The following is a 23,866-nucleotide window of genomic DNA, read 5'->3' as shown; positions in this document are numbered from 1 at the left end:
TGCGGTTGCTTACCGATTTCCGGTTTCGATCGACGCAGACAGTTTTACGCTGGCTCACAAGACGTCGCGCGTGATTTTCCGGCGGGTGCGGACGATGCAGCGGAAGCGGGATGTACAGTCGTACCTCCCACGCCGCCCATCGAGCGGACTCGCCTGGCGGCCATACGCCGATTCGGCACCTGTTTTTCGTTGGAGAAATGCATGATGCAGTTCGGTCGTATCTGGTTGGTGGGAGCGATGATGGTTGGCATGAGCGGCCCTGCAGTTGCCGAAGCGCCGCTGGCCAAGACGGTGCAGATCTTTGCGCACCGCGGCGCCAGTGCGCTGCGTCCGGAACACACCCTGGCCTCTTATGCCAAAGCCATTGTCGATGGCGCCGATTTTGTCGAGCCGGATCTGGTGTCGACCAAGGACGGCGTGCTGATCGCGCGGCACGAGAACGAGATCGGCGGCACCACCGATGTGGCGAGCCATCCGGAGTTCGCGGCGCGCAAGACGCGCAAAACCATCGATGGCCAGGCGATGGAAGGCTGGTTTACCGAAGATTTCAGTCTGGCCGAGTTGAAGACGCTACGTGCGCGCGAGCGGCTGCCGCAGCTGCGCGGCACGCGCTGGGACGGGCAATTCCAGATCGTGACCTTCGACGAAATCATCGATTTCGTCGCTGCAGAATCGGCAGCGACCGGGCGCCCCATCGGGCTCATTCCGGAAATCAAGCACCCGAGCTATTTCAAGGCGCTTGGCCTGCCGATGGAAGACAAGGTGCTGGCCACCTTGCAGGCGCATGCCTATACCCGGACTACGCCGGTGATCATCCAGTCGTTCGAGACCGGCAACCTGCGCTATCTGCGCAGCAAGATTGGCCGCACCAGCAACATCGGCTTGCTGCAGTTGCTCGGTGGCGCGCAGGTGGCGCTGCCCGATGCCGGCACGGACGGTGCGCCGAAGACCTACGGGCAGATGATCACGCCCGACGGCCTCAAGCAGGTCGCACGCTATGCCGACGCAATCGGCCCCGACATCCGCAGCATCATCCCGCTGGATGCGCAGCAACGTTTGGGGACGCCCACCCGCCTGGTGCACGATGCGCATGCGGCCGGTTTGCAGGTGCAGCCCTACACCTTCCGGCCGGAGAACTACTTTCTGGCCGCCAACAACCGCAGCAGTGGCGCGGTGACCGAGCGCAACGACGCCGGTGCATTGGTCGAGTTGCAGGCGTATCTGGATGCCGGGATCGATGCGTTCTTCGCCGACGATCCGGGCCTGGCGCGGCGCGCGTTGAGCGGGCAATCCTCGCGCTAGCCAGCAGCTGTAGGAGCATGCCAGCGCGCGACGGGTTCTATCGGTACGGCCCGTCGGGCGCAGGTACGCACCTACGCAGAGCAGAGCAACGCCATCGATCGCGCGGGCAAAGTTGAGACGTGATCTGAACGCCGGTATCGATGCGTTTTCGCCGACGACCTTGGCATGGCGTGGCGCGCATTGAGCGGGCGCCGTCGCGTCAGTAGCGCCTGTAGGAGCGTACCCGGGCACGACGAAGCGTTACCGGGAAAGCTCCATCGCGCCCGGTTGCGCTGCTACGCATGGCATGGCAACGCGATCGACCCACTCGTAGTTGCCTGATACGTCTCAGGTTCCTGGCGGGCGTTCGCGCGGCGGGAAATGCAGCACCACGTTGTCTGAGCCATCGTCCTGGCGCTGCCACAGCACGGGCACCTGACGCGGCGGTGGCGGTTCCAGCATCGCGTGCTCGGGGTTGCTCACTTCCCAGGCAGCGTCTTCGTCCTCGTCTTCCCAGCTGTAGCGCGGCCTGGCCTGTTGCGGGTCGCGCAGGCGCAGCAGCAGGGCGGCGATCAACCCGGCCACCGCACCGCCCAGATGCGATTGCCAGGACACGCCAGCTTCGTGCGGCAGGATGGTCATCAGCATGCCGCCGTAGAACAGGAAGGCGATCATGCTGGTGGCGATCGCGGGGCGGTCGCGGCGCAGCAAGCCCAGCACGAACACCAGGAACATCAGCCCGTGGGTCACGCCGCTGGCGCCCAGATGCCGGCTGCCGGGCTCGCCCAGCAGCCACGCGCCCAGGCCCGAGCCCAGCCACAACAGCGGCAGCGCCATCACTGTGGCACGCGGATACACGCTGCCGGCCAGCGTGCCCAGGATCAGCAGCGCGGCCGCGTTGGCGCCCAGGTGCGCCAGCGAGCCGTGCAGCAGTGGTGCGGTAAGGATGCCGAGCAGGCCGTCGGCCTGTAGCGGCGCCACCGCCCAGGCGCGCCAGTCGAACATGCTCTGGGCGGTGAACACCGCCACCAGCAACAACACGGCGGCCAGGCTGATGTTGAAGGCACGCAAGACCCGGGAACGATCCAGGCGAGCTTGGGTGGTGGTTTCTGCGGCGGCAACAGGATGCGGTGTCATACCTTCACGGATGGCGTCACGCGGGGTTTTTACAAGCCTGCGCGGCGCGGGATAAGCAGGCCCGGCGACGGGATAATCCAACCCCGGCGCCGATCGTTGGCGCATCAGCCTGCGCCGCATCACGGATGATCTGTTGCTTGGCTGCAGGGTCCTTGCCCGCCCACCATCGCCGGACACGCTGCAAGTACGTCCTTGTGAGCTCTGGTGCGGCGTCCATGCCGCGCAAGGTCCCGCAACGGTGAGCGGGCAAGGACCAGTGGAGATGGTCGGTGCGCCTGTTTTCAACAAAGCCACCTACAACTCTTTGGTGCGGTGTCCTCGCCGCTTGCAGGACCGTTGGCGGCATGGATGCCGCCATCGGGCCCCCAGGGATGGGTTCACGGTGTGTCCCGCGAGCGGTGAGGGCACCGCGCCCTCGACTCACCTAGCTTTTGATTGTTGATCTGTCGCTTGGCTGCAGGGCCCTTGCCCGCCCACCATCGCGGAACACGCTGCACGTACGTCCTTGTAGGCTCTTACGCGGCGTCCATGCCGCGTAAGGTCCCGCGACGGTGGGCGGGCAAGGACCAGTCGAGTTGGTCGGTGTGCATGGTTGCCAGCAGCGTAGGCCGCGCCACCAATCCCGAATCCCGACTGCCCAATCCCGGCCCGTCAGTGCCCGGCAGGCTTGGGCGGGCGCAGCAGGCTCAGCACGATGGTGGCGACCAGGATCGCGACCACCACGCCCAGCGACACCAGCACCGGGATCTTGTACAGATCGATGATCATCATCTTGGTGCCGATGAACACCAGGATCACCGCCAGGCCGTAGGGCAGCAGGTGGAAGCGGTCGGCCATGCCGGCCAGCAGGAAGAACATCGCGCGCAGGCCCAGCACCGCGAACACGTTGGAGGTGAGCACGATGAACGGGTCGGTGGTGATCGCGAAGATCGCCGGGATGCTGTCCACCGCGAAGATCACGTCGATCACCGCGATCAGGATCAGCACCACGAACAGCGGCGTAAACCAGCGCTTGCCGTCCTTGATCACGCTGAGCAGGTTGCCGTGGTACTGCGGGCTCAGGCGCAGGTGCCGGCGCATCCAGCGCAGCACCGGGTTGGCTTCCAGATCCGGCTCCTTGCCGGCGGAGAACCACATCTTGATGCCGGTCAACAGCAGGAACGCGCCGAACACGTAGAGCAGCCAATGGAACTTGGCCAGCAGCATCGAGCCGGCAAAGATCATGATCGCGCGCAGCACGATCGCCCCCAGCACACCGATGATCAGCACGCGCTGGCGCTGTTCTTCGGGCACGCCGAAGTAGGTCATCACCATCAGGAACACGAAGATGTTGTCGACCGCCAGCGATTTTTCGACCAGGTAGCCGGTGAGGAACTGCAGCCCGATCTGGTCGGCCTGGGCGTCCCCGACGCTGCCTTGCAGGTACCACCACAGCCCGGCATTGAAGGCCAGCGCCAGCAGCACCCAACCGATGCTCCACCAGGTGGCTTCCTTGAAGGTGACCTTGTGGGCGCCCCCGTGGCGCATCAGCACCAGATCGATCAGCAACGCGGCGATCACTACCACCGCGAAGCCACCCCATAACCAGACGTTGCCAATGGTTTGCATAAGAATCCCGAAAAAGTGAAAGCGGCCTGGACAGCCGGTTGGGCTGAGGCCTTGTGACACGGAAATCGTGGATTCCGGGTGACGGACCTTCGCCTGCGCGGCGAAGGTCTCGCTCGCAACCGGCTGGGCCGGTTGCCGTTGCACCGGAGCGCCTGATGCCAGGGCTCGTCATGGCGGCGACAACGCTGGGAGCTACTCCCCTTCTGCGCCCGATTCTGCGTGCCCGGCGCAGGCACGTCAATCCAGCCGGATACAATGGGCCGATGAATATTCCAGTCCCCCTCGTCCGTCTCAAGAATGCCTGGCGCTCCAGCCACCCGTGGATCTTCCAGAAGCTGGTGGAAAAGCCTGCCGCCAAGCCCAAGCCCGGCACCATCGTCGATGTGGTCGGCGTGGACGGGGAGTGGGTCGGGCGCGGCTTCTACAACGGCCATTCGCGCATTGCCGTGCGCATCCTGGAAACCGACCGGTCGGTACCGGTGGATGCGGGCTGGTTCTCGCGCAAGATCGCCGCGGCAGTGAGCCTGCGCCGCGACTGGCTCAAGCTCGACGGCGTCTCCGACGCCTGGCGGGTGGTGCACAGCGAAGGCGACGGCCTGTCCGGCCTGGTGGTGGACCGCTACGGCGACCTGGTGGTGGTGGAGTTCTTTGCCGCCGGCATGTTCCGTCACCGCGAATGGATCTACGAGGCGCTGCGCGAACAGTTCCCCGGCTGCCGCTTCCACAGCTTTGCCGACGAGCACGTGCAGAAGCAGGAAAGCTTCGACTTCCACGGCAACACCACCACGGAAGCTGCGGTGATCACCGAGCACGGCATCAAGTTCCGCGCCGACCCGGCCGGTGCGCACAAGACCGGCTTCTTCGCCGACCAGCGCGACAACCGGCAGTGGCTGAGCGAGCAGGTGGACGGCAAGACCGTGCTGGACCTGTGCTGCAACACCGGCGGCTTTGCGGTGTATGCGGCCGCCCGTGGGGCAGCCGAGGTGCTGGGCGTGGATATCGACGAAGACGTGATTGCCATTGCCAAGGGCAACGCCAAGCTCAATAACGTGCGGCCCAAGTTCGTGCAGGCCGACATCTTTCCGTGGCTGCGTGATGCGGCCAATCGCGGCGAGCAGTTCGATGTGGTGATCCTGGACCCGGCCAAGATGACCCGCGACCGCGAGCAGGTGATTCCGGCACTGAAGAAGTACCTGGACATGAACAAGCTGGCCTTGGGCGTGGTCAAGCCCGGCGGGCTGTTCGCCACCTTCTCGTGCACCGGTCTGGTGGCCGAGCAGGAGTTCCTGGACATGTTGCGGCGCGCGTCGTATTTCTCCGGGCGCACCATCCAGATCCTGAAAGTGGCCGGCGCCGGTCCGGATCACCCGTTCATGGCGCATGTGCAGGAATCGCGCTACTTGAAGGCGGTGTTCTGCCGGGTGATGTAGCCGCGCGTTGCGGCGGAAGACGGCCTGCCGCGTTGCAGGCAGCGTCTTCCGCGCCGCGATGCCATCGCATCGCCGGCCAGCAGTAGGTCGAAGCAGACATGCAACCAGGAGCCGGCAGCCGATGACCTCCAGCGACGAAGACGAACGCAAGGCCCTGCGCCGCTTGCTGCGTGAGATTGAGCGGCCCAATGCCAGCCTGCTGGCCAGCAACTGGCCGGTGTTCGGCGTGTGGCTGCTGTTTTCCGGGGCCTTCATGTACCTGTTCCAGACCGGCGACGGTTCGCCGCTACACCCGTTGCTGCTGGCGCTGGGCTCGACCTGTCTGGGCGTGTTCGGTGCGTGGATCGTGTTCCGCTCGGTGTGGGCGCGGCAGTGGCGGCATGTGCGCGAGCACATCGATGTGGACAGCGTGCGCGCGCGGCTGGCGGAACTGGACGACTGACGCGGCAGCGCGCGTAGCGATCCACGCGCGCCGGGCTGGCGGACGTATCCTACCGCTGCGCAACTACCGTCGGCGGGTGGCGCCGTCATTGCCGGCATTGCGGGGCCTCGCTCGACACGGTGGCGCGTGGTCGCGCCGTCGGCATCGCCACCTCATCGGCGTTGCAACCTGCACATCGCACGCTATGCCGCGCGGATTGACCGCAGTGCTGCAGCGCCCCATGTGTGGCCGCAGTCCGCATGCAGCAAGCCGCTATGATCGGCTCACCCTCACTGCCTGAGAGATCGCATGCACCTGCGCTCGCTTTGCCTGTCTGTCGCGTTGTTGCTGGCCGCTGCGCCGCCTACCCATGCGCTGGAGTTTTCCAAGGCTGAACTGGCTCGCGCTATCGCCTTGCAGAAACGCTTGGTCACGCTGGATTCGCATCTGGACACGCCGGCCAATCTGGAGCGCGCCGACTTCGACGTCTTGCAGGCGCACGCCGGCAACCGCTTGTCGCAGGTGGATTACCCGCGCATGGTCGAAGGCGCGCTCGATGGCGGTTTTTGGGCGGTCTACACCGGGCAAGGCAATCGCAGTGCAGCCGCGCACCTGGACGACCGCGACGCCGGTCTGCAGCGCTTGCTGAAGATCCACACGCTGGTGGCCGCGCAACCGCAGCGCTTTGCACTGGCCACCACGCCGGCCGATGCCGCGCGCATCAAGGCTGCCGGCAAGCGCGTGGTGTACATCAGCATGGAAAACGCCAGCCCGCTGGTGGCCGATCCCAGCTTGCTGCGCTTCTATTACGCGCAGGGGCTGCGCTTGATGAGCACCGTGCACTTTCTCAACAACGAGTTCGCCGATTCGGCCACCGACCCCAAGGGTGCCGAATGGAACGGCCTGAGCCCGGCTGGCAGACAGCTGGTGCAGCAGGCGCAGGCGCTGGGCATCGTGATCGATCAATCGCATGCCTCCGATGCGGTGTTCGATCAGTTGATTGCGCTGTCGCCGGTGCCGATCGTGCTCTCGCACAGCGGCGCGCGTGCGGTCTACAACCACCCGCGCAATATCGACGATGCACGCCTGAAGGTGCTGGCCGCGCATGGCGGGGTGATCCAGGTCAATTCCTACGGCGGCTATCTGGTGGACAGCGGCGCCAGCCCCGAGCGCAAGGCGGCCGAGAAGGCGCTTACCGACCAGTACGGCGGCTGGGAGCACGTCAAGATCGCCGACGGCACCAAGCTCAGTGCCGCGCTGAAGGATCTGGATGCGCGCTACCCGATCAAGCGCGCCACCGAAGAAGACTTCTTCGCGCATCTTGAGCACATCCTGGCCGTGGTCGGGCCCGAGCACGTGGGCATCGGCATGGATTGGGACGGCGGTGGCGGCGTGGTGGGTCTGGAAGACGTCTCCGACCTGCCGCGGATCACCGCATGGCTATTGCGCAAGGGCTACAGCGAACAGCAGATCGCCGGCATTTGGGGCGGCAACCTGTTGCGGGTGATGGGCCAGGCGCAGGCGTATGCGGCGGGGAATCGGGAATCGGGAATGGGGAATCGGTGAAGCAGGCGTGCCGGGATTCGGTGGTGTGATTCGGGATTCGGGATGCGCATGGCTGGCAGTGCGCGCGGATGTGCTGCCGGCTGCTGCATCGGACCCGGCCGGATGAGGAAGTCCGCGCGTTGCCTGTGCGGCGTCTCGAACGATTCCCCAGCCGTGCACCTAGTGCCGATCACTCGGGCGAGTTCCGATTCGGCCGATGCCGCGCGTGACTGATCCGAAATTGCCCGCGACTCCACCACCACGTCGCGAGCAGGCGTCAGGTGAGTGCGGGTGGTACATGCCGCACCGTGCACCGGCCGCCTGAACGCTGCCCTTGGGCATTTGCACAAAAAGTGGGGCGCGCGCGCGTCTAAACCGGCAGCACCCTGACGAAGATTCCGTAAAAACGCTCAATCTAGAATGCGTCGACCGCCTGCCCGGTGTCGGCGCTGCCGCACTGCGCACCGGCTGGCCGACCGACTGCTGGAGCGTGCGATGACCCAAGCTACCCGGCCCCTGCCGCCCCCCGATGGCATGGGCCCGACCTACCGCAAGATCCTGTGGCGGCTGATTCCGTTCCTGTTCGTCTGCTACCTGTTCAATTACCTGGACCGGGTCAATGTCGGCTTCGCCAAGCTGTAGATGCTGGGCGATCTGGGCATGAGCGAGACCGTGTACGGGCTGGGCGCGGGGATCTTCTTCATCGGTTACCTGGCCTGTGGAGTACCGAGCAACCTGATCCTGCAGGGCATCGGTGCCCGGCGCTGGGTGGCGATCATGATGGTCAGCTGGGGCCTACTCTCCACCTGCCTGCTGTTCGTGCGCACCCCGGCCGGGTTCTACACCCTGCGCCTGCTCACCGGTGCGGCCGAGGCGGGCTTCTTCCCCGGCATCGTGCTGTACCTGACGCGCTGGTTCCCGCGTGCCCGGCATGGCCGGGTCATGACCGTCTTCATGTCGGCGATCCCGATCTCCGGGGTGCTGGGCGGGCCGTTGTCCGGTTGGATCCTGGGTCACTTCTCGGCCGGGCAGGGCGGGTTGGCCGGCTGGCAGTGGATGTTCCTGCTGCAGGGCCTGCCGACCGTGCTGCTGGGCATCGGGGTGTGGTTCCTGCTCAGCGACGGCGTGCAACAGGCCAGCTGGCTCACCCCGCAGGAAAAACAGGACCTGGCAGGCGTGCTGGCCGAGGACGAAGCAGGCAAGCCGGCCGGCGCGTCCACCTCGCTGGGCGCGGTACTGCGCAATCGGGCGGTGTGGCTGCTGGGCACAGTGTACTTCTGCATCCAGAGCGGGGTGTATGCGATCAACTTCTGGCTGCCGTCGATCATCCAGGGCAGCGGCGTCACCGACCCGATCCGCATCGGTCTGATGAGCGCCATCCCGTACCTGGCTGCCGCGGTGTTCATGGTGTTGATGGGCCGCTCGGCCGACCGCCGCGGCGAGCGGCGCTGGCATCTGGTGGTTCCGCTGCTGATGGGCGCGGCCGGCCTGTGCATCGCCGCCAGCGTCACCGACAACCTGGGCCTGGCCTTGTTCGGCATGACCCTGGCCACGATGGGGGCGGTCAGCGGCTTGCCGCTGTTCTGGCCGCTGACCAACGGCTTTCTCACCGCCGCCGCCGCGGCCGGCGGGCTGGCGCTGATCAATTCCACCGGCCAGGTGGCCGGTTTCCTCAGCCCGTATCTGGTGGGCTGGATCAAGGACGCCACCCACAGCACCGAGGTGGCGCTGTACGTGCTGGCCGGCGCCATGCTGCTGGGTGCCGCGCTGGTGCTGCGGGTGCCGGCGCGCGCGGTGAACCGGTGATGCGTCCGTCCCAGCGAGTGTGCCCATGAAGATCGTCATTGCCCCCGATTCGTACAAGGAAAGCCTGTCTGCGCTGGACGTGGCCACGCAGATCGAGGCGGGCTTTCGCGAGGTCTTCCCCGACTGGCAGTACCACAAGGTGCCGGTTGCCGACGGCGGCGAAGGCACCGTCGACGCGCTGGTGGCCGCCACCGGCGGGCGGGTGGTCGCCTGCACCGTCAGCGGCCCGCTCGGCACCCCGGTGCAGGCGTTCTTCGGCCTGACCGGCGACGGCCGCACCGCGGTGATCGAAATGGCCGCCGCCAGCGGCCTGGCGCTGCTGCCGCCGGCCGAGCGCGCGCCGCTGCGCACCAGCACCGCGGGCGTGGGCGAGCTGATCCTGGCCGCCTTGGACGCCGGCGCACGGCGTTTCATCATCGGCATCGGCGGCAGCGCCACCAACGACGGCGGCGCCGGCCTGGCGCAGGCCTTGGGCGTGCGGCTGCTGGATCGCCAGGGCGAGGCGATCGGTCCGGGCGGCGGCGCGCTGGCCACGCTGGCGCGCATCGACACCGAAGGCATGGATGTGCGGCTGCAGGATTGCCAGTTCGAAGTGGCCTGCGACGTGGACAACCCGCTGATCGGGCCGACCGGTGCCTCGGCGGTGTTCGGCCCGCAGAAGGGTGCCACCCCCAGCATGGTGCGCCAGCTCGATCGCAACCTGCAGCACTACGCCGACCTGCTGCAGCGCGACCTGGGCGTACGGTTGCACGCGCTGCCCGGCGGCGGCGCGGCCGGCGGGCTGGGCGCGGCCTTGGTGGCGTATCTGGGCGCGCAGCTGCGGCCCGGAGTGGAGATCGTCGCCCAGGCGCTCGGGTTGGATGCGCTGGTCGCCCAGGCCGATCTGGTCATCACCGGCGAAGGTCGCCTGGACAGTCAGAGCCTGCATGGCAAGACCCCGGTCGGCGTGGCGCGGGTGGCGCAACGGCATGCCAAACCGGTGATCGCCATTGCCGGTTGCCTGGGCAACGGTGCTGCGCTGCTGCATGGCCACGGCATCGAGGCCATGTTCGCGGTGGTGCATCGTGCCTGCACGGTGGAACAGGCATTGGCCGAGGCCGCCAGCAATGTGCGCATCGCCGCGCGCAACGTGGCGGCAACGCTGCAGCTGGGCGGGGCATTGGCACAGGTCGGATCGGGGAGCGGGCGGGGCTGACGGCAGCGCCCGGACGGCTCGGACGGGCGGGGCGCATGCGCTCGCTTTCGAGTCGGGCCTCCTGGACAGCGGGCGCGCCCACTGCGTGTACAACCAAGCCGCGCGAAGGCTGCCGGCAGTCTTTGCACCGACCCGGGGCATCGGCCGCTGCGCCTCCACCGTCATACGCGTACGGAACACGTGCGACGCGAACATTCCACCGTAACCGCCCCCGATCGCGGCAACAGACCCCAGCCCATGCTCACGCTCGACCGCACCCTGGCGCAGTCCATCGTCGACCGCGCAATGACCATCATCGATGGCAACGTCAATGTGATGGACCACGCCGGCGTCATCATCGCCAGCGGCGAACCGGCGCGCATCGGCCAGCTGCACGAAGGCGCGCTGCTGGTGCTGTCCCGGCAGGGTCGGGTGGAGATCGACGCGGCGCTGGCGCAGCAGCTGGATGCGGTGCGCCCCGGCGTCAACCTGCCGCTGATCGCCGATGGCCGCATCGTCGGCTGCGTCGGGCTGACCGGCGACCCGCAGCGGATCGGGCAACAGGCCGAGCTGGTGCGCATGGCCGCCGAAGCGATGCTGGAACAGGCCGGGCTGCTGCGCCTGCTGGCGCGCGACGCGCGCTTGCGCGAAGAAGTCACGCTGGGCCTGATCCGTCCCGACGGCCCGACCCCGGCGCTGGCTGGCTGGGCCGAGCGGCTCGGCATCGCGCTGGACCTGCCGCGTGTGGCGGCGGTGATCGAAGTGGAAAGCGACAGCCTGGACCTGGACGCGACGCTGGTGGAACTGCAGCGCCTGCACACCCTGGTGTCCACGCCCGAGCGCGGCAACCTGATCGCCGCTACCGCGCTCAACGAGCTGGTGGTGCTCAAGCCGGCACTGGACCGGCGTGGCCACTGGGACGTGGAGGAGCAGCGCCGTCGCGCGCACAGCCTGCTCGAGCGCATGCGCGCCAGCAGCCGGCTGCGGATCCGGCTGGCCCTGGGCCAGTATTTTCCGCAGTCCAACGGCCTGGCGTTGTCGCACCAGATCGCGCGCACCACCATGCGCATCGGCAAGGCGCGCACCCCGCAGGCCGACGCGTTCTTCTACGACGATTACCGCCTGCCGGTGCTGGTGGACGACCTGCGCCAGGCCTGGCAGGCCGAGGAACTGCGCAAGCCGCTGCAGGCACTGCTGGCGCAGGACCGTCGCAGCCAGTTGCTGAAGACCTTGTCGGTCTGGTTCGGCGCAGGCATGCGCATGGCCCCCACCGCCAAGGCGCTGGGCATTCATCGCAACACCCTGGATTACCGCATGCAGCGCATCCAGGAACTGTGCGCGGTGGACCTGGGCAATACCGACGACTGCATGCGCCTGTACCTGGCGCTGCAGATGCGCGACGACAGCGCCGCGACCGTGGCCAATACCGACGCGCACGCCCCCGACTGAGCGAGGCCACAACCGCCCCTCACGCTGCGCTGTGCGGTGGCGCACGCAATGCCGCCTTGGCGGGTATGCGCAGTCCGCTAGACTGCGCGGATTGCCCGGCTGCGAGCGCTCCGTTGAACCAGTGCGATACCGTCGTGTCATCTGCGTCCAGCGAGGCCCAGCGCCTGGCACGTCTGGCGTTGTTGCAGGTGGTCGACACCGCCGCCGAGCCGTTCTTCGACGCCTTGGCCGCTGCCGCGCAGGCGATCGCCGGTACCCCCATCGCGCTGGTCTCGCTGGTGGACGAACATCGGCAGTGGTGGAAGGCCAACATCGGCCTGCCGGGGGTTTCGGAAACCCCACGCGAGCTGGCGTTCTGCGCCTACACCATCCAGGGCGATGCGGTGATGGAAGTGCGCGACGCGCCGGCCGACCCACGCTTCCACGACAACGCCCTGGTCACCGATGCGCCCGGTATCCGCTATTACGCCGGCGCCCCCATCGTGCTGCCGGATGGCCTACGCATGGGCACGGTATGCGTGATCGACCAGCGCCCGCGCGCGCTGGAGCCGGCGCAGTTGCAGGCCTTGCAGCAACTGGCCAGGGTGGCGGCCGAAGGCCTGGAGCAACGCCGCGTGATGCTCGAGCGCGAGACCGCCAACGCCCAGCTGCAGCAGCGGCTGCGCGAGAGCGAAGCGTTCCTGGAGCGCACCGGGCGGGTGGCCGGGGTCGGCGGCTGGGAGGTGGACGTGGCCAGCGGTACGCTGATCTGGTCGGACCAGACCTGCCGCCTGCACGATGTTCCGCCCGGTTACCGGCCCAGCCTGACCGAGGCGATCGGCTTCTATCCGCTGGAAGCGCGCGCGGTCATCACCGAAGCGGTCGACGCCTGCGTGCGGGACGGCACGTCCTGGGATCTGGAGCTGCCGCTGACCAGCGCCACCGGGCGGAGGCTCTGGGTGCACAGCACCGGCTCGGTGGAACATGTGGATGGGCGCAAGCGCCTGATCGGTGCGGTCCAGGACGTGACCGACCGGCACCGGGCGGTGGACGCGCTGGCCGCCAGCGAGCGCAAGTTCCGCAAGATGTTCCAGTACAGCCTGGGCCTGATCTGCACCCACGACATGCATGGCCGGCTGGTCAGCATCAATCCGGCCGCCGCACGCTCGCTCGGCCGCAGCGTCGAGCAGATGGAAGGCCGCTCGCTGGTGGAATTCGTGCGCCCCGAGCGCCACGCCGCCTTGCGTGGGTACCTCTCGCGGATGGTGCTCGATGGCCAGGATTCGGGAGTGATCGAACTGGTGGCCGGCGACGGCAGCCTGCGTCACTGGCAGTACCACAACGTGCTGGACGTGGAATCGGACGCCACGGTGGTGCTGGCGCATGCCCAGGACATCACCAACCAGTACCGGCAGGAAAAGCAGCTGCTGGAATGGTCGTTCACCGACCCGCTCACCAACTGCTACAACCGCCGCTTCCTGGACGAGCTGGACAAGCGCGATCCCAGCGTGCGCTGGGGCTGCATCGTGGTGGATCTGGACAAGTTCAAACTGGTCAACGACACCCACGGCCACCAACGTGGCGACGAGGTGTTGGTGCAGATGGCGTGGTTCCTCAACCAGCCGCTGCGCACCCAGGACCGCCTGGTCCGCCTGGGCGGCGACGAATTCCTGGTATTGCTGCACCAGGCCACCCAGGCACAGCTGGATGCGTTGAAGCGCGACTACGTGGGGGCCATCGACGACGCGCCGATCCGCTTCACCCTGGGCACGGCCCTGCGCCAGGACGGCGAGGCGCTGGCGGCGGTGGTCGATCGCGCCGACCACTCGCTGTACTCGCTGCGTCGCGCCCGCCGCGGCACCGGCACCAGCGACCAGCGCTGAGCCTGCGCGCCCACCAAAGCTGCACCGAACCCATGTCCGGCTACGGGGACACGTGCCGATGAATACGCGATCGCCTATCATGTAAACGTTTACAACTACATGGATTGGAATGGATACCTTCGATCGCACCCAGCTCAGCCCCAAGTGGCAGTTCCGCTTCGCCTTCTTCGACCGTCACGGCGGCCCCAGGGACCCCGCCTACAAGGAGGCGCTCAAGACCCTGCCGTTCGGGGAGAAGCTCAAGGTGGGCATGAACTTCTACGCGTTGTTCTTCGGCTTCATCTACTTCTTCATCCTGGGCCTGTGGCGCAAGGCGCTGGGCCTGATCGGCGTCGGCCTGGTGGTCGGCATCGTGGCCTCGTTCCTGCCCGCATCGATCGGTAACGCGCTGAGCATTCCACTGGCCCTGCTGGCCGGCATGAGCGCCAACTACGCCTACTACCTGGACAAGGTGAAGGGCAGCACCAGCTTCAACCCGTTCGAAGGCATGCGCTGGTAAGTGGCGCATCCGGGCGCCGGACCCTCCCACCGACGCCCTGCCCCAAGCCCGGTCCTGTGACCGGGCTTTTTTGTGGGCGCGGTGTCGGTACCCGCAGTGTCAGCGACCCGACCTCAATGTCTTAGCATCATTGCCCGCCAGATGGCAGACGATCGCAGTAGAAGCGCTTCATTCCTCGCCGCCCTCGCATCCCGCTGGCGGTGAGGTCGTCGCCGCAACGCCAGGATTCGAAAACAGGCCTCGCTGCAATCGCATGCGTCCTGAGGCAGGTCTCTCGTGCATGCGCTGCGAGCGTGTTGCCGATGCACCTCCCTTCTCTTGCAGGTCCGGCAGCGCGACTGCTGCCCAGCGGCGCTGGGTCTGGAGACCGGCACCGGACCGACTGCCATCTAGGCAGCACCTGGGCCACAGCCCGGACGCATTGCTAGCGCAGCAGGTAAGCAGTTGTAATGAAAATTTTAACCCGTTGATTAAAAAGACCTATCTCCCTTGAAGATCCGCTTGAGTCCGCCCGGATTGTTGCGTCGCGGCGTGGTGCAGGTGCCGCCGCGTGCTTAATCTGTTCCAACAGGTAACCTGCCACATCTAAATTTAGATCGATCCAAACGCCCAACCATCCGCAGTGCTTGAAAGACGTGGTGTGTCCGTCGCACCGCCACCTTCGACGAGACGCTTGAATGACCGCCTCCCGCCATTGTCGCCACACCCCCCTTCCGCAGGCGCTGCTGCTCGCATTGCTGCCGCCCGTGGCTGGGCTGGGCCCGGCCCGGCGCGCGCTCGCGGCAGAAGCCATGGTCGATCCTTGAAGCGGGCAATTGGCTGGCCGCGGGTCGGATGCAGACGGGTCGTGCGCCCGGCATCGTCCAGGCACGCAAGCTGCCTGCCGATTCCGGACACGGCCGAACCGCACGACCATGTCGGCGCGTGGTGGCATCGTCTTGCGCACACGCGTGTGGTGCGTCGGTTGCTGCGTCGCGCGGCGGCGGGCACGCGCCTTCCACCTGCGGCTTTGTCCGCCCTTTCCCCCAAGGTGTCCTGCATGCTGTCAGTCGTCTCGCCCAATCGTTCTACCGCACGTGCTGCGCGCACACCGTTCTGGCGCCGCGCCGCCGTGGGTCTGTGCCTGCTTGGCGTGGCCATGTCCGGGCCGCTGGCCGCGCAAGACCCGGCGCAGGTCAACACCTTCATCGGCAGCAAGGACGACGGCAACACGTATCCGGGCGCCTCGGCGCCATTCGGCTTGATCCAGGTCAGCCCGATCGGCGCGCACTACGCCGGCTGGCGCTACGACGACCCGAGCATTCGGGGGTTCGGCCATTCGTTTCTGTCCGGCGCCGGCTGCTGGGAGCAGGGCGGCCAGGTGTCGGTGCTGCCGGTCACCGGCAGCATCGGCCCCGGCGGCGACTTCGACACCACCGATGCCAAGGCCTTCGACCAGAAACGCTACGCCGCCCGCTACACGCATGATGGCGAAGTCGGCCAGGCCTCGCACCGGGCGCCGACACCGGCCATGTGCTGGTCAACGTGGCGCAGGCCAACGACCGCCATGTGGTGATCGGCAGCCAGGTGCAGATCGTCGGCGACCGCGTGGTCGAGGGCAAACTGACCACGCAGAGTTTCTGCGGCGGTCACGAATACACCACGTGGTTTCGGCTGGAATTCGATCGCCCGTTCACCGCGCATGGCGTCTGGGGCGAAGAGGGGGGCGTGCCCGGCGCGCGTCACAGCATGGGCGGCGAACTCAAGCCCAACGGCGCCTGGCTCAGCTTCCCGCTGGGCAAGGACAAGACCGCGCGTGCGGTGACCGTGGTCAGCGCCATCTCGCATGTGGATGCACAAGGCGCCCGCAGCAACCTGCGTGCCGATGGCATGCAGGACGGCAAACTGCTGAGTCTTGAACAGATGCGCCAGCGCGCGCAGCAGGCCTGGCGCAATGCGTTGGCCAGCATGCAGGTGGAAGGCGCCAGCAACGACGACCGTTCCGTGGCCTATACCGCGCTGTATCACGCCTTGCTGCAGCCGCTGACCGGCAGCGATGCCGATGGCCGCTATCGCGGCTACGACGACGCGATCCATCGCGCCGATGGCTGGACCTACTACGAGTATTTTTCGCTGTGGGATACCTATCGCTCGCAAAACCAGCTGCTCGCCCTGCTGCAGCCAGCGCGCGCGCGCGACATCGGCCGCTCGCTGCTGGCGATCCATCAGCAAGGCGGCTGGCTGCCGCGTTGGGGCTATGCCAACTACGACACCAACATCATGACCGGCGACCCGGTGACCCCGTTCCTGGTGGATCTGTGGCGCTTCGGCGCGCTGCAGGGCAATGAAGCGCAGGCGTATGCAGCGCTGCGCCAGAATGCGTTCGGCCAGCCGCCGATCAATTCGCGCCACGCCGGGCGCTCGGGCAATGCCAACTATCTGGCCAACGGCTTCGTGCAATACGACCGTGCGTTTCCCTCCAAGGGCATGGACGTGGACCCGCACCACGGCGGCTCGGCCACGCTGGAATACGCGTTGGCCGATTGCGCGCTGGCACAGATGGCGCAAGCACTGGGCCATGGCGAGGACAGCGCGCAACTGCGCACACGCGGCGGCAACTGGCACCGCGTTTGGGACGTGGATGTGCGCGATACCGAGACCGGCTTTACCGGTTTCCCGCGTCCGCGGCTGGAAGACGGCAGTTGGTATGCGCCCTCCGACGATCGCTACAGCCCACGCTCCGAGCACGGCTTCCACGAAGGCACCGCCTGGCAGTATCAGTGGCTGGTGCAGCAGGACATCCCCGGCATGCTGCAGGCCATGCATGGCCGCGAACAAACCGGCAAGCGGCTGGACGCCTTCTTCGCCTACGACGACCTGCTGAGAGATCCGCTCACTGCCGCACGCACGCACTGGGTGGTTGGCCCGTACAGCTATTACAACCAGTACCGCTACAACCCCAACAACGAACCGGACCTGCACGCACCGTGGATGTACACGCTGATCGGGCAACCGTGGAAGACCGCCACCGTGGTGCGCGCCGCGCAGCAGTTGTTCACCAATGCGCCTAACGGCGTCACCGGCAACGACGACCTCGGCACCATGTCGGCCTGGTATCTGTTCAGCGCGCTCGGCCTGTATCCGGCAGTGCCGGGCAGCGGCGAATTTCTGCTGCATGCGCCGCGCTTCAAGCGGGTCACGCTGAATCTGGGCAACGGCAAGCGCCTGCGCATCGACGCCCCCGGCGCCGACGGCCGCGCGCTGCAATATGTGGACAGCGTGCGCTGGAACGGCAAGCCGCAGCCGCAGGTCTTCCTGGATTGGGCGCAGCTGCAGCAGGGCGGCACGCTATCGTTTGCGCTCGCCAAGCAGGCACCTACGCAAGGTTGGGGCACGCAAGCAGACGCGTTGCCGATCTCGTTCTGTGCCACGCCAGCAGCATCGCGGTAACAACCGGCTGCAGCCATCCAGTCACTGCAAGCCCAGACGCCGCAAGCACTGACCAGCGGCACGCCGCTCAAAAGCCCCCCTCCACCGGGAGAGGGGGTGACGGTACGGGGCGAAGCGCCTGACGAATTGGATGACACGTGGCTTCGCCCGCACCCTCATCCGGCCCTTCGGGCCACCTTCTCCCGATGGGAGAAGGGCAATAGCGCAGTAGCGCTAAAAGAGCAGCAGCGCTAAAGCCCCTCTCCCCTCGGGAGAGGGGTTGGGGTGAGGGTACGGGGGCAACGCCCCTGACGAACTGGATGACACGAGGCTTCGCCCGTACCCTCATCCGGCCCTTCGGGCCACCTTCTCCCGACGGGAGAAGGGCAATAGCGCAGTAGCGCTAAAAGAGCAGCAGCGCTAAAGCCCCTCTCCCCTCGGGAGAGGGGTTGGGGTGCGGGTACGGGGGCAAAGCCCCTGACGAATTGGATGACACGAGGCTTCGCCCGCACCCTCATCCGGCCCTTCGGGCCACCTTCTCCCGATGGGAGAAGGGTACAGCTCGCCTATATCGATTTATTCTTGAAGGCGCGTGGCGACGCGTTCGTCATTGCTGGCATTCGCTGGATGTGCGGCGCCCCTCATCCGCCCTGCGGGCACCTTCTCCCCCCATAAACGAGGACAATGTCCCGACGGGAGAAGGGCGGCTCACCCCACGTGCAACCGGCTATTGCGTCGCCCATAGGCCAGGTACATCACCACGCCCAGCGCATTCCACAGCAGGAACCAGCCCTGCGTCTTGCTCGGCAAGCTCCAGAACAGATACAGGCAGCCGCCGATCGCCACCGGTCCCACCACCCACGCCAGCGGCGTGCGGAAGGCGCGCGCGCGGCCAGGTTCGCGCACGCGCAACACCAACAGGCAGGCCGCCACCGCGGTGAATGCGGCCAGCGTGCCGGCATTGGCCACCGCGGCGATTTCGTCCAACCGGGCCACGCCCGCCAGTGCTGCCACCAGCACCGCGGTGAACAGTGTGATCGCCACCGGCGTGCCGGTGCGTGCGTTGACCTTGGATAAGCCGCGCGGCAACAAGCCATCGCGCGACATCACGAAGAAGATGCGGCTCTGCCCGTACAAGAACGCCAGCAATACCGTCGGCAACGCAATGATCGCTACCGCGCCGATCACCAGCGCCGCCTTGCCGTGGCCGAGTTCGCGCAGGATCAGCGCCAGCGGTTCCGGGCTCTTGCCGAACACGGTAAAGCTCATCGCGCCGACCGCCGCCAGCGCCACCAGCACATAGATCAACGTGCAGCCAATCATCGAACCGACGATGCCGATCGACAGATCGCGTCCCGGGTTCTTGGTTTCTTCGGCGGCGGTTGAAATCGCATCGAAGCCATAGAACGCGAAGAAGATGATGGCCGCCGCGGCCATCAAGCCGCGCTCCACGCCGTCGGGACCCACCGCCTTGGAGAAACCGTACGGCATGAACGGTTGCAAATTCGCGCTGTTGAAGGCCGGCAGCGCAATGGCCACGAACACGCCCAGCGCGATGATCTTCAGCACCACCAGCACGGCATTGAGCGTGGCGCTTTCCTTGGTGCCGGCCATCAGCAGGCCAGCCACCAGGAAGGTGATCACCACCGCCGGCAGGTTCACGATACCGCCGGCATGCGGCCCGGCAATGAGTTCGTGCGGCAATCCCACCCCCAGCCATTGCAGGAAGCCGACGAAATAGCCCGACCAGCCGACCGCCACCGTGCTGACCACCAGCGAATATTCCAGCACCAGGCTCCAGCCCACCACCCAGGCAATGCTCTCGCCCAGCGCGGTGTAGCTGTAGGTGTACGCGCTGCCGGCAGCCGGCATCATCGTGGCCATCTCCGCATACGCCAGCGCCGCGCAGGCGCACACGATGCCGGCGGCCACGAACGACAGCAGCACCGCCGGTCCGGCCTTGTCGGCGCCCACGCCGATCAGCGTGTAGATACCGGTACCGACGATGGCGCCGATGCCCAGCGCGATCAGATGCGGCCAACTCAGGCTGCGGACCAGTTGCCGACCGGCCTCGTGCACGGTGACCTGATCGATGGATTTGCGCCTGAGCCAAGACGACATGCGGACCTCGCGGGGGATCAAAAGAATGCGCGAGTGTCGCCCAACGCAGCGCAGCAAAGCTATCGGTCCAAGGTCATGCGGCGGCGCTGGTCGGGCAGGGTAGACGCGCCACCCGCATCACCGTGGCGCGCGCATGCCCTAACCAGTCCTTCGACAACCTAGAACGTCTGCCGTCCAGCGCTTCTACGAATCCCAAATCCCTACGCACCAATCCCGCTTGATCGCTCACTCAACCGACGGACGATGCGGCGGACGCGCGTTGCGATAGATCAGCTGCACCGCCCAGGCCCCGGCAAGCCCGACCACGCCGGCAGCGAAGTGGCTCCAGTCCAGCACACGCGGCGCCGCGCCATTGGCTTCATGGCCCCATAGGTTGAACCACAGCAGCACCAACGCGGTGATGCCCATGCCCATCCAGAACCACAGCCGGGTACCGCCGATCGCATAGATCAAAAACGGCAACGCCGCTCCGATCAGGAAATGCACAGGGAAAAAATACGCCGTGCCGTAGGGCCGCATCAGATACCAGACGATCGCTGCGAACGTGCCCAGAAAGACGAACAGGCCAATGGCCAGCAGGCGGGTTTGGTGGGTGGCAGTGGTCATCGGCAAGCCTCGCAAAAGCAGATCCTCACCCTACCTACGCCCAGGTCAATGCAGTGCGAGCGTGCGGCATGCATCGCGTCGGTGGTCTTGTTCGCTTCGCACAAAGGCGACGCGCAGTATCACGGTGCCGTGCAACCATGGCGCTGGAATCCGGCGCGTGTCTTCAAGTGTGCGTAATACGCCGCCACCGCAGGCAACGCCGCATGCGCGATGGGGCTGGCGACCCAGCGCTGTGTCGACAACCCCAGCACGATGTCGGCAAGCGTAAAGCGTGCGCCGAGGAGGAACGGACCGCCGCGTTGTAGTTGTGCATCCAGGATCGCCATGTGCCGGTTCCACTGCTCCACGCTCGCCGCAATCGCCTGCGCATCGGTATGCGCTGCACTGCCACGGACAGTGGCCATGAACGCGTAGCGCCAGGCTGTATTGAGTTCGGTAGCCTGCCAATCCATCCATCGCTCGACCAATGCGCGTGCGGCGGGCGCGGCCGGCAGCAGATCGTGGCGTTGGCTGCGCGCGGCCAGGTAGCGGCAGATCGTGTTCGATTCCCACAGCACCAGTTCGCCTACGCGGATGACCGGCACCAGCGCATTGGGGTTGAGTGCGCGAAATTCCGGCGTCTGCACCGACGCAAAGCCGCTGCCATAGGCATGCAGCGTGTAGTCCAGCGCCAGCTCGTCGCACAGCCACAACACCTTGCGCACATTGATCGAGCCCGGCTTGCCGTAGATCTCCAGCATGTGTTCCTCGGTGCTATGCGTGATGGCCGGCGATTGGCGGCGGTGACATGCGCTGCATGCGACGCCGCACGCGCCTGATGCGGCGAGCGTCGCCGCGTGCATCCACGCACGCGGCGGCCAATCGCAGGGCGCAGTGCATTCTCACCGCTGCACTCTTGCGCCGCTACAGCGCGCGCTTGCCCGCATATGCATCGCGCACGCTCTGGCTGATATAGGTGCTCAGCCCGCGCCCGGCCGCGGCAAGCCGCTGCATGGTCGCAACCACCTCGGCACCCGCACTGTCGGCCGTATACACATAGGTCTCGCCGCTGCGAAAGCGCACCGCGATGGCGTCATCGGCCAGCGCGTAGGCCACCACGCCCGAGTGGCCGTTGCGATTGCCATAGCGCTGCATGCGAACCGGGCGGGGGGTGGTCATGCTGGCAGGCTAGAACCGCTGCAGTGATGGGCGCTTCAACGAACGCGGCAATAGCGTGCGCAGCTGCGCCTCACCCCACGCGCAATCGAAACCGGTGTGCACACCCTTGGCATCGCGGTGTAGCAGGCATATCGCATTCAAGCGCAGGGAATAGGAAAACAGCCGGTCGCACGTGCCGCGAGCGCGGAAGACGCCGCACCCCCAAGCGTTGCGGCGTGCGGATGGCAGGCATTGAACCTACAACCCCTCAACCACCTCCACGCGGCCCAGCAAACAGGCCGTGCCGATGACGCCGCTGCGTTCTCCACCGCATCATCCCGCACCCACTGCATCGGCCTGCAGCGGGTACAACGCCGTCAGCGCCCGGCAGCGTTGCGCAAACAGCGCATGCAATTGCCGGATCGCCGGCGAAAACTGCTTGCGGTGCGGGCACACCAGCTGCAGCGGCAGCCGATCGCCGCACTCGGGCAACAGCACTTCCAGCCGCCCGGCCTGCACGTCGGCGCACACGTCCAGCCACGACTTGTAGGCGATGCCTTCGCCGGCGACCGCCCAGCGCCGTACCACATCGGCGTCGTCGCACAGCATCGCGCCGCGCACCGGCACCACGTGGCGGCGGCCGTCCAGGTCGAATTGCCAACGGTCGTAGGCGCGCCCGGCCAGCACGTACAGCAGGCAGGCGTGCTCGCGCAGCGCATCCAGCGTGGCGGGGCGCCCGTGGCGCTGCAGGTAGGCCGGTGCGGCCACCAGCACGCGGCGGTTGCCCGCTGCCACCGGCAGTGCCACATGGTCTGCATCGTCGATACGGCCTAGCCGAAATGCCACATCCACCGGCGCGCGATACAGGTCGGCCACCTGGTCCGACAGGTGCAGGCGCAGGGTCAGCTTCGGATGTGCAGCGCGGAATTCGGTCAGCCACGGCAGCAGCACGTTGCGGCCCAGGTCCGATGGTGCCGTCACCTGCAGCACGCCGTGCAGCGCACTGTCGGCGCCCCGCACATGCTCGCGCCCGTCGCGCAGCAGCTCCAGCACCTGACGCGCGTACGGCAGGTACTGCTCGCCCTCGGCGGTCAGCCGCAGGCTGCGCGTGGACCGGGCAAACAGGCGCAGATCCAGCGCGCGTTCCAGCCGGGCCACTGCCGCGCTGGCCTGTCCCGGCAGCAGATCGGCCTCGCGCGCCGCGCTGGAGAAGCTGCCCAGCGCCGCGGTACGGACGAACAGCGCCAGATCGTCGAAGCGGACCATCTTCACTCCAATCGTGAAAGTGCTTGCGCAGTTTGCCGGTTTTTCCGTGAATCCAGGTGACCGACCATGCAGCTCCCTCCCGCACGACGCCCTGCCATGAAAGCCATCGCCTATCCGCAACACGGCCTGCCCATCGACGATGCGCGCGCGCTGGTCGAACTCGAGCTGCCGCTGCCAGAACCCGGTCCGCGCGATCTGCGCGTGCGCATCCACGCTGTCTCGGTCAACCCGGTCGACACCAAGATACGCAGCAACGCCGCGGTGGACACCCCGCGCGTGCTTGGCTGGGACGCCAGCGGCGTGGTCGATGCAGTAGGCAGCGATGTCAGCCTGTTCCAGCCCGGCGATGCGGTGTACTACGCCGGCACCTTGAATCGTCCGGGCACCAATGCCGAATACCACCTGGTGGACGAACGCCTGGTCGGGCGCAAACCGGCCACGCTCGACGACGCTGCGGCCGCCGCATTGCCGCTCACGGCCATCACTGCCTGGGAACTGTTGTTCGACCGCCTGCGCATCGCCGAAGGCGGCGGACAGGGCCAGACGTTGCTGGTGGTCGGGGCGGCCGGTGGCGTCGGCTCGATCCTGGTGCAGCTGGCGCGCTCGCTGACCCAGCTGACCGTGATCGGTACCGCCTCGCGTCCGGAAACCCAGGACTGGGTGCGCGCACTCGGCGCGCATCACGTGATCGACCACAGCCAGCCGCTGAGCGAAGGCCTGCAGCGCATCGGCATCGCGCAAGTGCAGCACGTCGCCAGCCTCACCCACACCGACCAGCACTTTTCCCAGCTGGTCGACGTGCTCGCGCCGCAGGGCCAGCTGGCCCTCATCGACGACCCGGCCACGCTCGACGCGTTGCCGCTCAAGCGCAAGAGCGCGTCGCTGCACTGGGAATTCATGTTCACCCGCTCGCTGTTCGAGACCGATGACATGATTGCCCAGCACCACTTGCTCAACCGCGTCGCCGCGCTGGTGGACAGCGGCACGCTGCGCAGCACGCTGGGCGAGCACTACGGCCGCATCACCGCCGCCAACCTGCGCCGCGCCCACGCCGCGCTGGAATCGCACCGTACCCGCGGCAAGCTGGTGCTGGAAGGGTTCTGACCTAAACGCCTC

Annotated in this window: 17 protein-coding genes and 3 pseudogenes; 13 read left to right on the top strand and 7 right to left on the bottom strand. The window is 66.8% G+C overall.

All coding sequences use genetic code 11. The features are described from left to right. Positions 1-201 precede the first annotated feature (201 nt). Complete coding sequence (locus tag ACCQ00_RS21835; protein ID WP_039571263.1) at positions 202-1,302, top strand: glycerophosphodiester phosphodiesterase; 1,101 nt, start codon at positions 202-204, stop codon at positions 1,300-1,302. Positions 1,303-1,629: 327 nt separating this feature from the next. On the opposite strand, the gene ACCQ00_RS21830 is transcribed toward ACCQ00_RS21835, so the two are convergent. Together ACCQ00_RS21830 and ACCQ00_RS21825 are read right to left on the bottom strand one after the other, a co-directional pair. Beyond that, positions 1,630-2,418 (bottom strand): rhomboid family intramembrane serine protease, encoded by a 789-nt coding sequence (locus tag ACCQ00_RS21830; protein WP_039571262.1) that lies wholly within the window; start codon positions 2,416-2,418, stop codon positions 1,630-1,632. Positions 2,419-3,069: 651 nt separating this feature from the next. Then, the gene (locus ACCQ00_RS21825; protein ID WP_039571260.1) at positions 3,070-4,026 is read right to left on the bottom strand and encodes a TerC family protein; all 957 of its coding nucleotides are present in this window, start codon (positions 4,024-4,026) and stop codon (positions 3,070-3,072) included. Positions 4,027-4,289: 263 nt separating this feature from the next. Here ACCQ00_RS21825 and ACCQ00_RS21820 point away from each other — a divergent pair, with 263 nt between their 5' ends. The 11 genes and pseudogenes from ACCQ00_RS21820 (at position 4,290) to ACCQ00_RS21770 (ending at position 17,641) form a co-directional block, all read left to right on the top strand. Then, positions 4,290-5,456: a class I SAM-dependent rRNA methyltransferase gene (locus tag ACCQ00_RS21820; RefSeq protein ID WP_039571257.1), complete on the top strand. Its 1,167-nt coding sequence runs from the start codon at positions 4,290-4,292 to the stop codon at positions 5,454-5,456. 121 nt (positions 5,457-5,577) lie between these two features. Next, entirely contained in the window at positions 5,578-5,898 is a 321-nt protein-coding gene (locus ACCQ00_RS21815) for a hypothetical protein (RefSeq protein WP_039571253.1), read from the top strand. A gap of 288 nt (positions 5,899-6,186) precedes the next feature. After that, on the top strand, positions 6,187-7,443 hold the full coding sequence (locus ACCQ00_RS21810; protein WP_039571250.1) for a dipeptidase: 1,257 nt from the start codon (positions 6,187-6,189) through the stop codon (positions 7,441-7,443). A 474-nt stretch (positions 7,444-7,917) separates the two neighbouring features. Next, positions 7,918-9,228: pseudogene (locus tag ACCQ00_RS21805) on the top strand (MFS transporter). A 25-nt stretch (positions 9,229-9,253) separates the two neighbouring features. Next, positions 9,254-10,423 carry a glycerate kinase gene (locus ACCQ00_RS21800; RefSeq protein ID WP_039571247.1) on the top strand — a complete coding sequence of 390 codons (1,170 nt, stop codon included), beginning with the start codon at positions 9,254-9,256 and terminating at the stop codon, positions 10,421-10,423. A gap of 237 nt (positions 10,424-10,660) precedes the next feature. After that, the gene (locus ACCQ00_RS21795) at positions 10,661-11,851 is read left to right on the top strand and encodes a sugar diacid recognition domain-containing protein (protein WP_039583611.1); all 1,191 of its coding nucleotides are present in this window, start codon (positions 10,661-10,663) and stop codon (positions 11,849-11,851) included. A gap of 113 nt (positions 11,852-11,964) precedes the next feature. Next, on the top strand, positions 11,965-13,713 hold the full coding sequence (locus tag ACCQ00_RS21790; RefSeq protein ID WP_039571241.1) for a sensor domain-containing diguanylate cyclase: 1,749 nt from the start codon (positions 11,965-11,967) through the stop codon (positions 13,711-13,713). 109 nt (positions 13,714-13,822) lie between these two features. Further along, entirely contained in the window at positions 13,823-14,212 is a 390-nt protein-coding gene (locus tag ACCQ00_RS21785) for a DUF2628 domain-containing protein (RefSeq protein ID WP_008573104.1), read from the top strand. Between the two features lie 200 nt (positions 14,213-14,412). Beyond that, positions 14,413-14,605 (top strand): annotated as a pseudogene (locus ACCQ00_RS21780) (hypothetical protein). A gap of 284 nt (positions 14,606-14,889) precedes the next feature. Next, the gene (locus tag ACCQ00_RS21775; protein WP_256359328.1) at positions 14,890-15,018 is read left to right on the top strand and encodes a hypothetical protein; all 129 of its coding nucleotides are present in this window, start codon (positions 14,890-14,892) and stop codon (positions 15,016-15,018) included. A 233-nt stretch (positions 15,019-15,251) separates the two neighbouring features. Then, positions 15,252-17,641, top strand: a pseudogene (locus ACCQ00_RS21770) (GH92 family glycosyl hydrolase). 687 nt (positions 17,642-18,328) lie between these two features. On the opposite strand, the gene ACCQ00_RS21765 reads toward ACCQ00_RS21770, so the two are convergent. The 5 genes from ACCQ00_RS21765 to ACCQ00_RS21745 form a co-directional block, all read right to left on the bottom strand. Further along, positions 18,329-19,741, bottom strand: coding sequence for an amino acid permease (locus ACCQ00_RS21765; protein WP_372354034.1), 1,413 nt, complete (start codon positions 19,739-19,741; stop codon positions 18,329-18,331). A gap of 225 nt (positions 19,742-19,966) precedes the next feature. Then, positions 19,967-20,347 (bottom strand): hypothetical protein, encoded by a 381-nt coding sequence (locus ACCQ00_RS21760; RefSeq protein WP_017156001.1) that lies wholly within the window; start codon positions 20,345-20,347, stop codon positions 19,967-19,969. Positions 20,348-20,466: 119 nt separating this feature from the next. After that, entirely contained in the window at positions 20,467-21,087 is a 621-nt protein-coding gene (locus ACCQ00_RS21755; protein ID WP_039571234.1) for a glutathione S-transferase family protein, read from the bottom strand. Between the two features lie 163 nt (positions 21,088-21,250). After that, on the bottom strand, positions 21,251-21,481 hold the full coding sequence (locus ACCQ00_RS21750; RefSeq protein ID WP_017156003.1) for a hypothetical protein: 231 nt from the start codon (positions 21,479-21,481) through the stop codon (positions 21,251-21,253). Between the two features lie 336 nt (positions 21,482-21,817). Further along, entirely contained in the window at positions 21,818-22,750 is a 933-nt protein-coding gene (locus ACCQ00_RS21745; protein WP_039571284.1) for a LysR family transcriptional regulator, read from the bottom strand. 96 nt (positions 22,751-22,846) lie between these two features. On the opposite strand from ACCQ00_RS21745, the gene ACCQ00_RS21740 reads away from it, so the two are divergent. Next, positions 22,847-23,854, top strand: a complete 1,008-nt coding sequence (locus tag ACCQ00_RS21740; protein ID WP_039571231.1) for a zinc-binding alcohol dehydrogenase family protein — start codon at positions 22,847-22,849, stop codon at positions 23,852-23,854. Positions 23,855-23,866: the final 12 nt, after the last annotated feature.

Origin of the sequence: Xanthomonas sp. NCPPB 3761, from assembly GCF_041475705.2 — a bacterium.
Taxonomy (GTDB): domain Bacteria; phylum Pseudomonadota; class Gammaproteobacteria; order Xanthomonadales; family Xanthomonadaceae; genus Xanthomonas; species Xanthomonas phaseoli.
The sequence above is the reverse complement of the archived record's forward strand: the minus strand, read 5'-3'. Positions and strand labels throughout refer to the sequence as shown.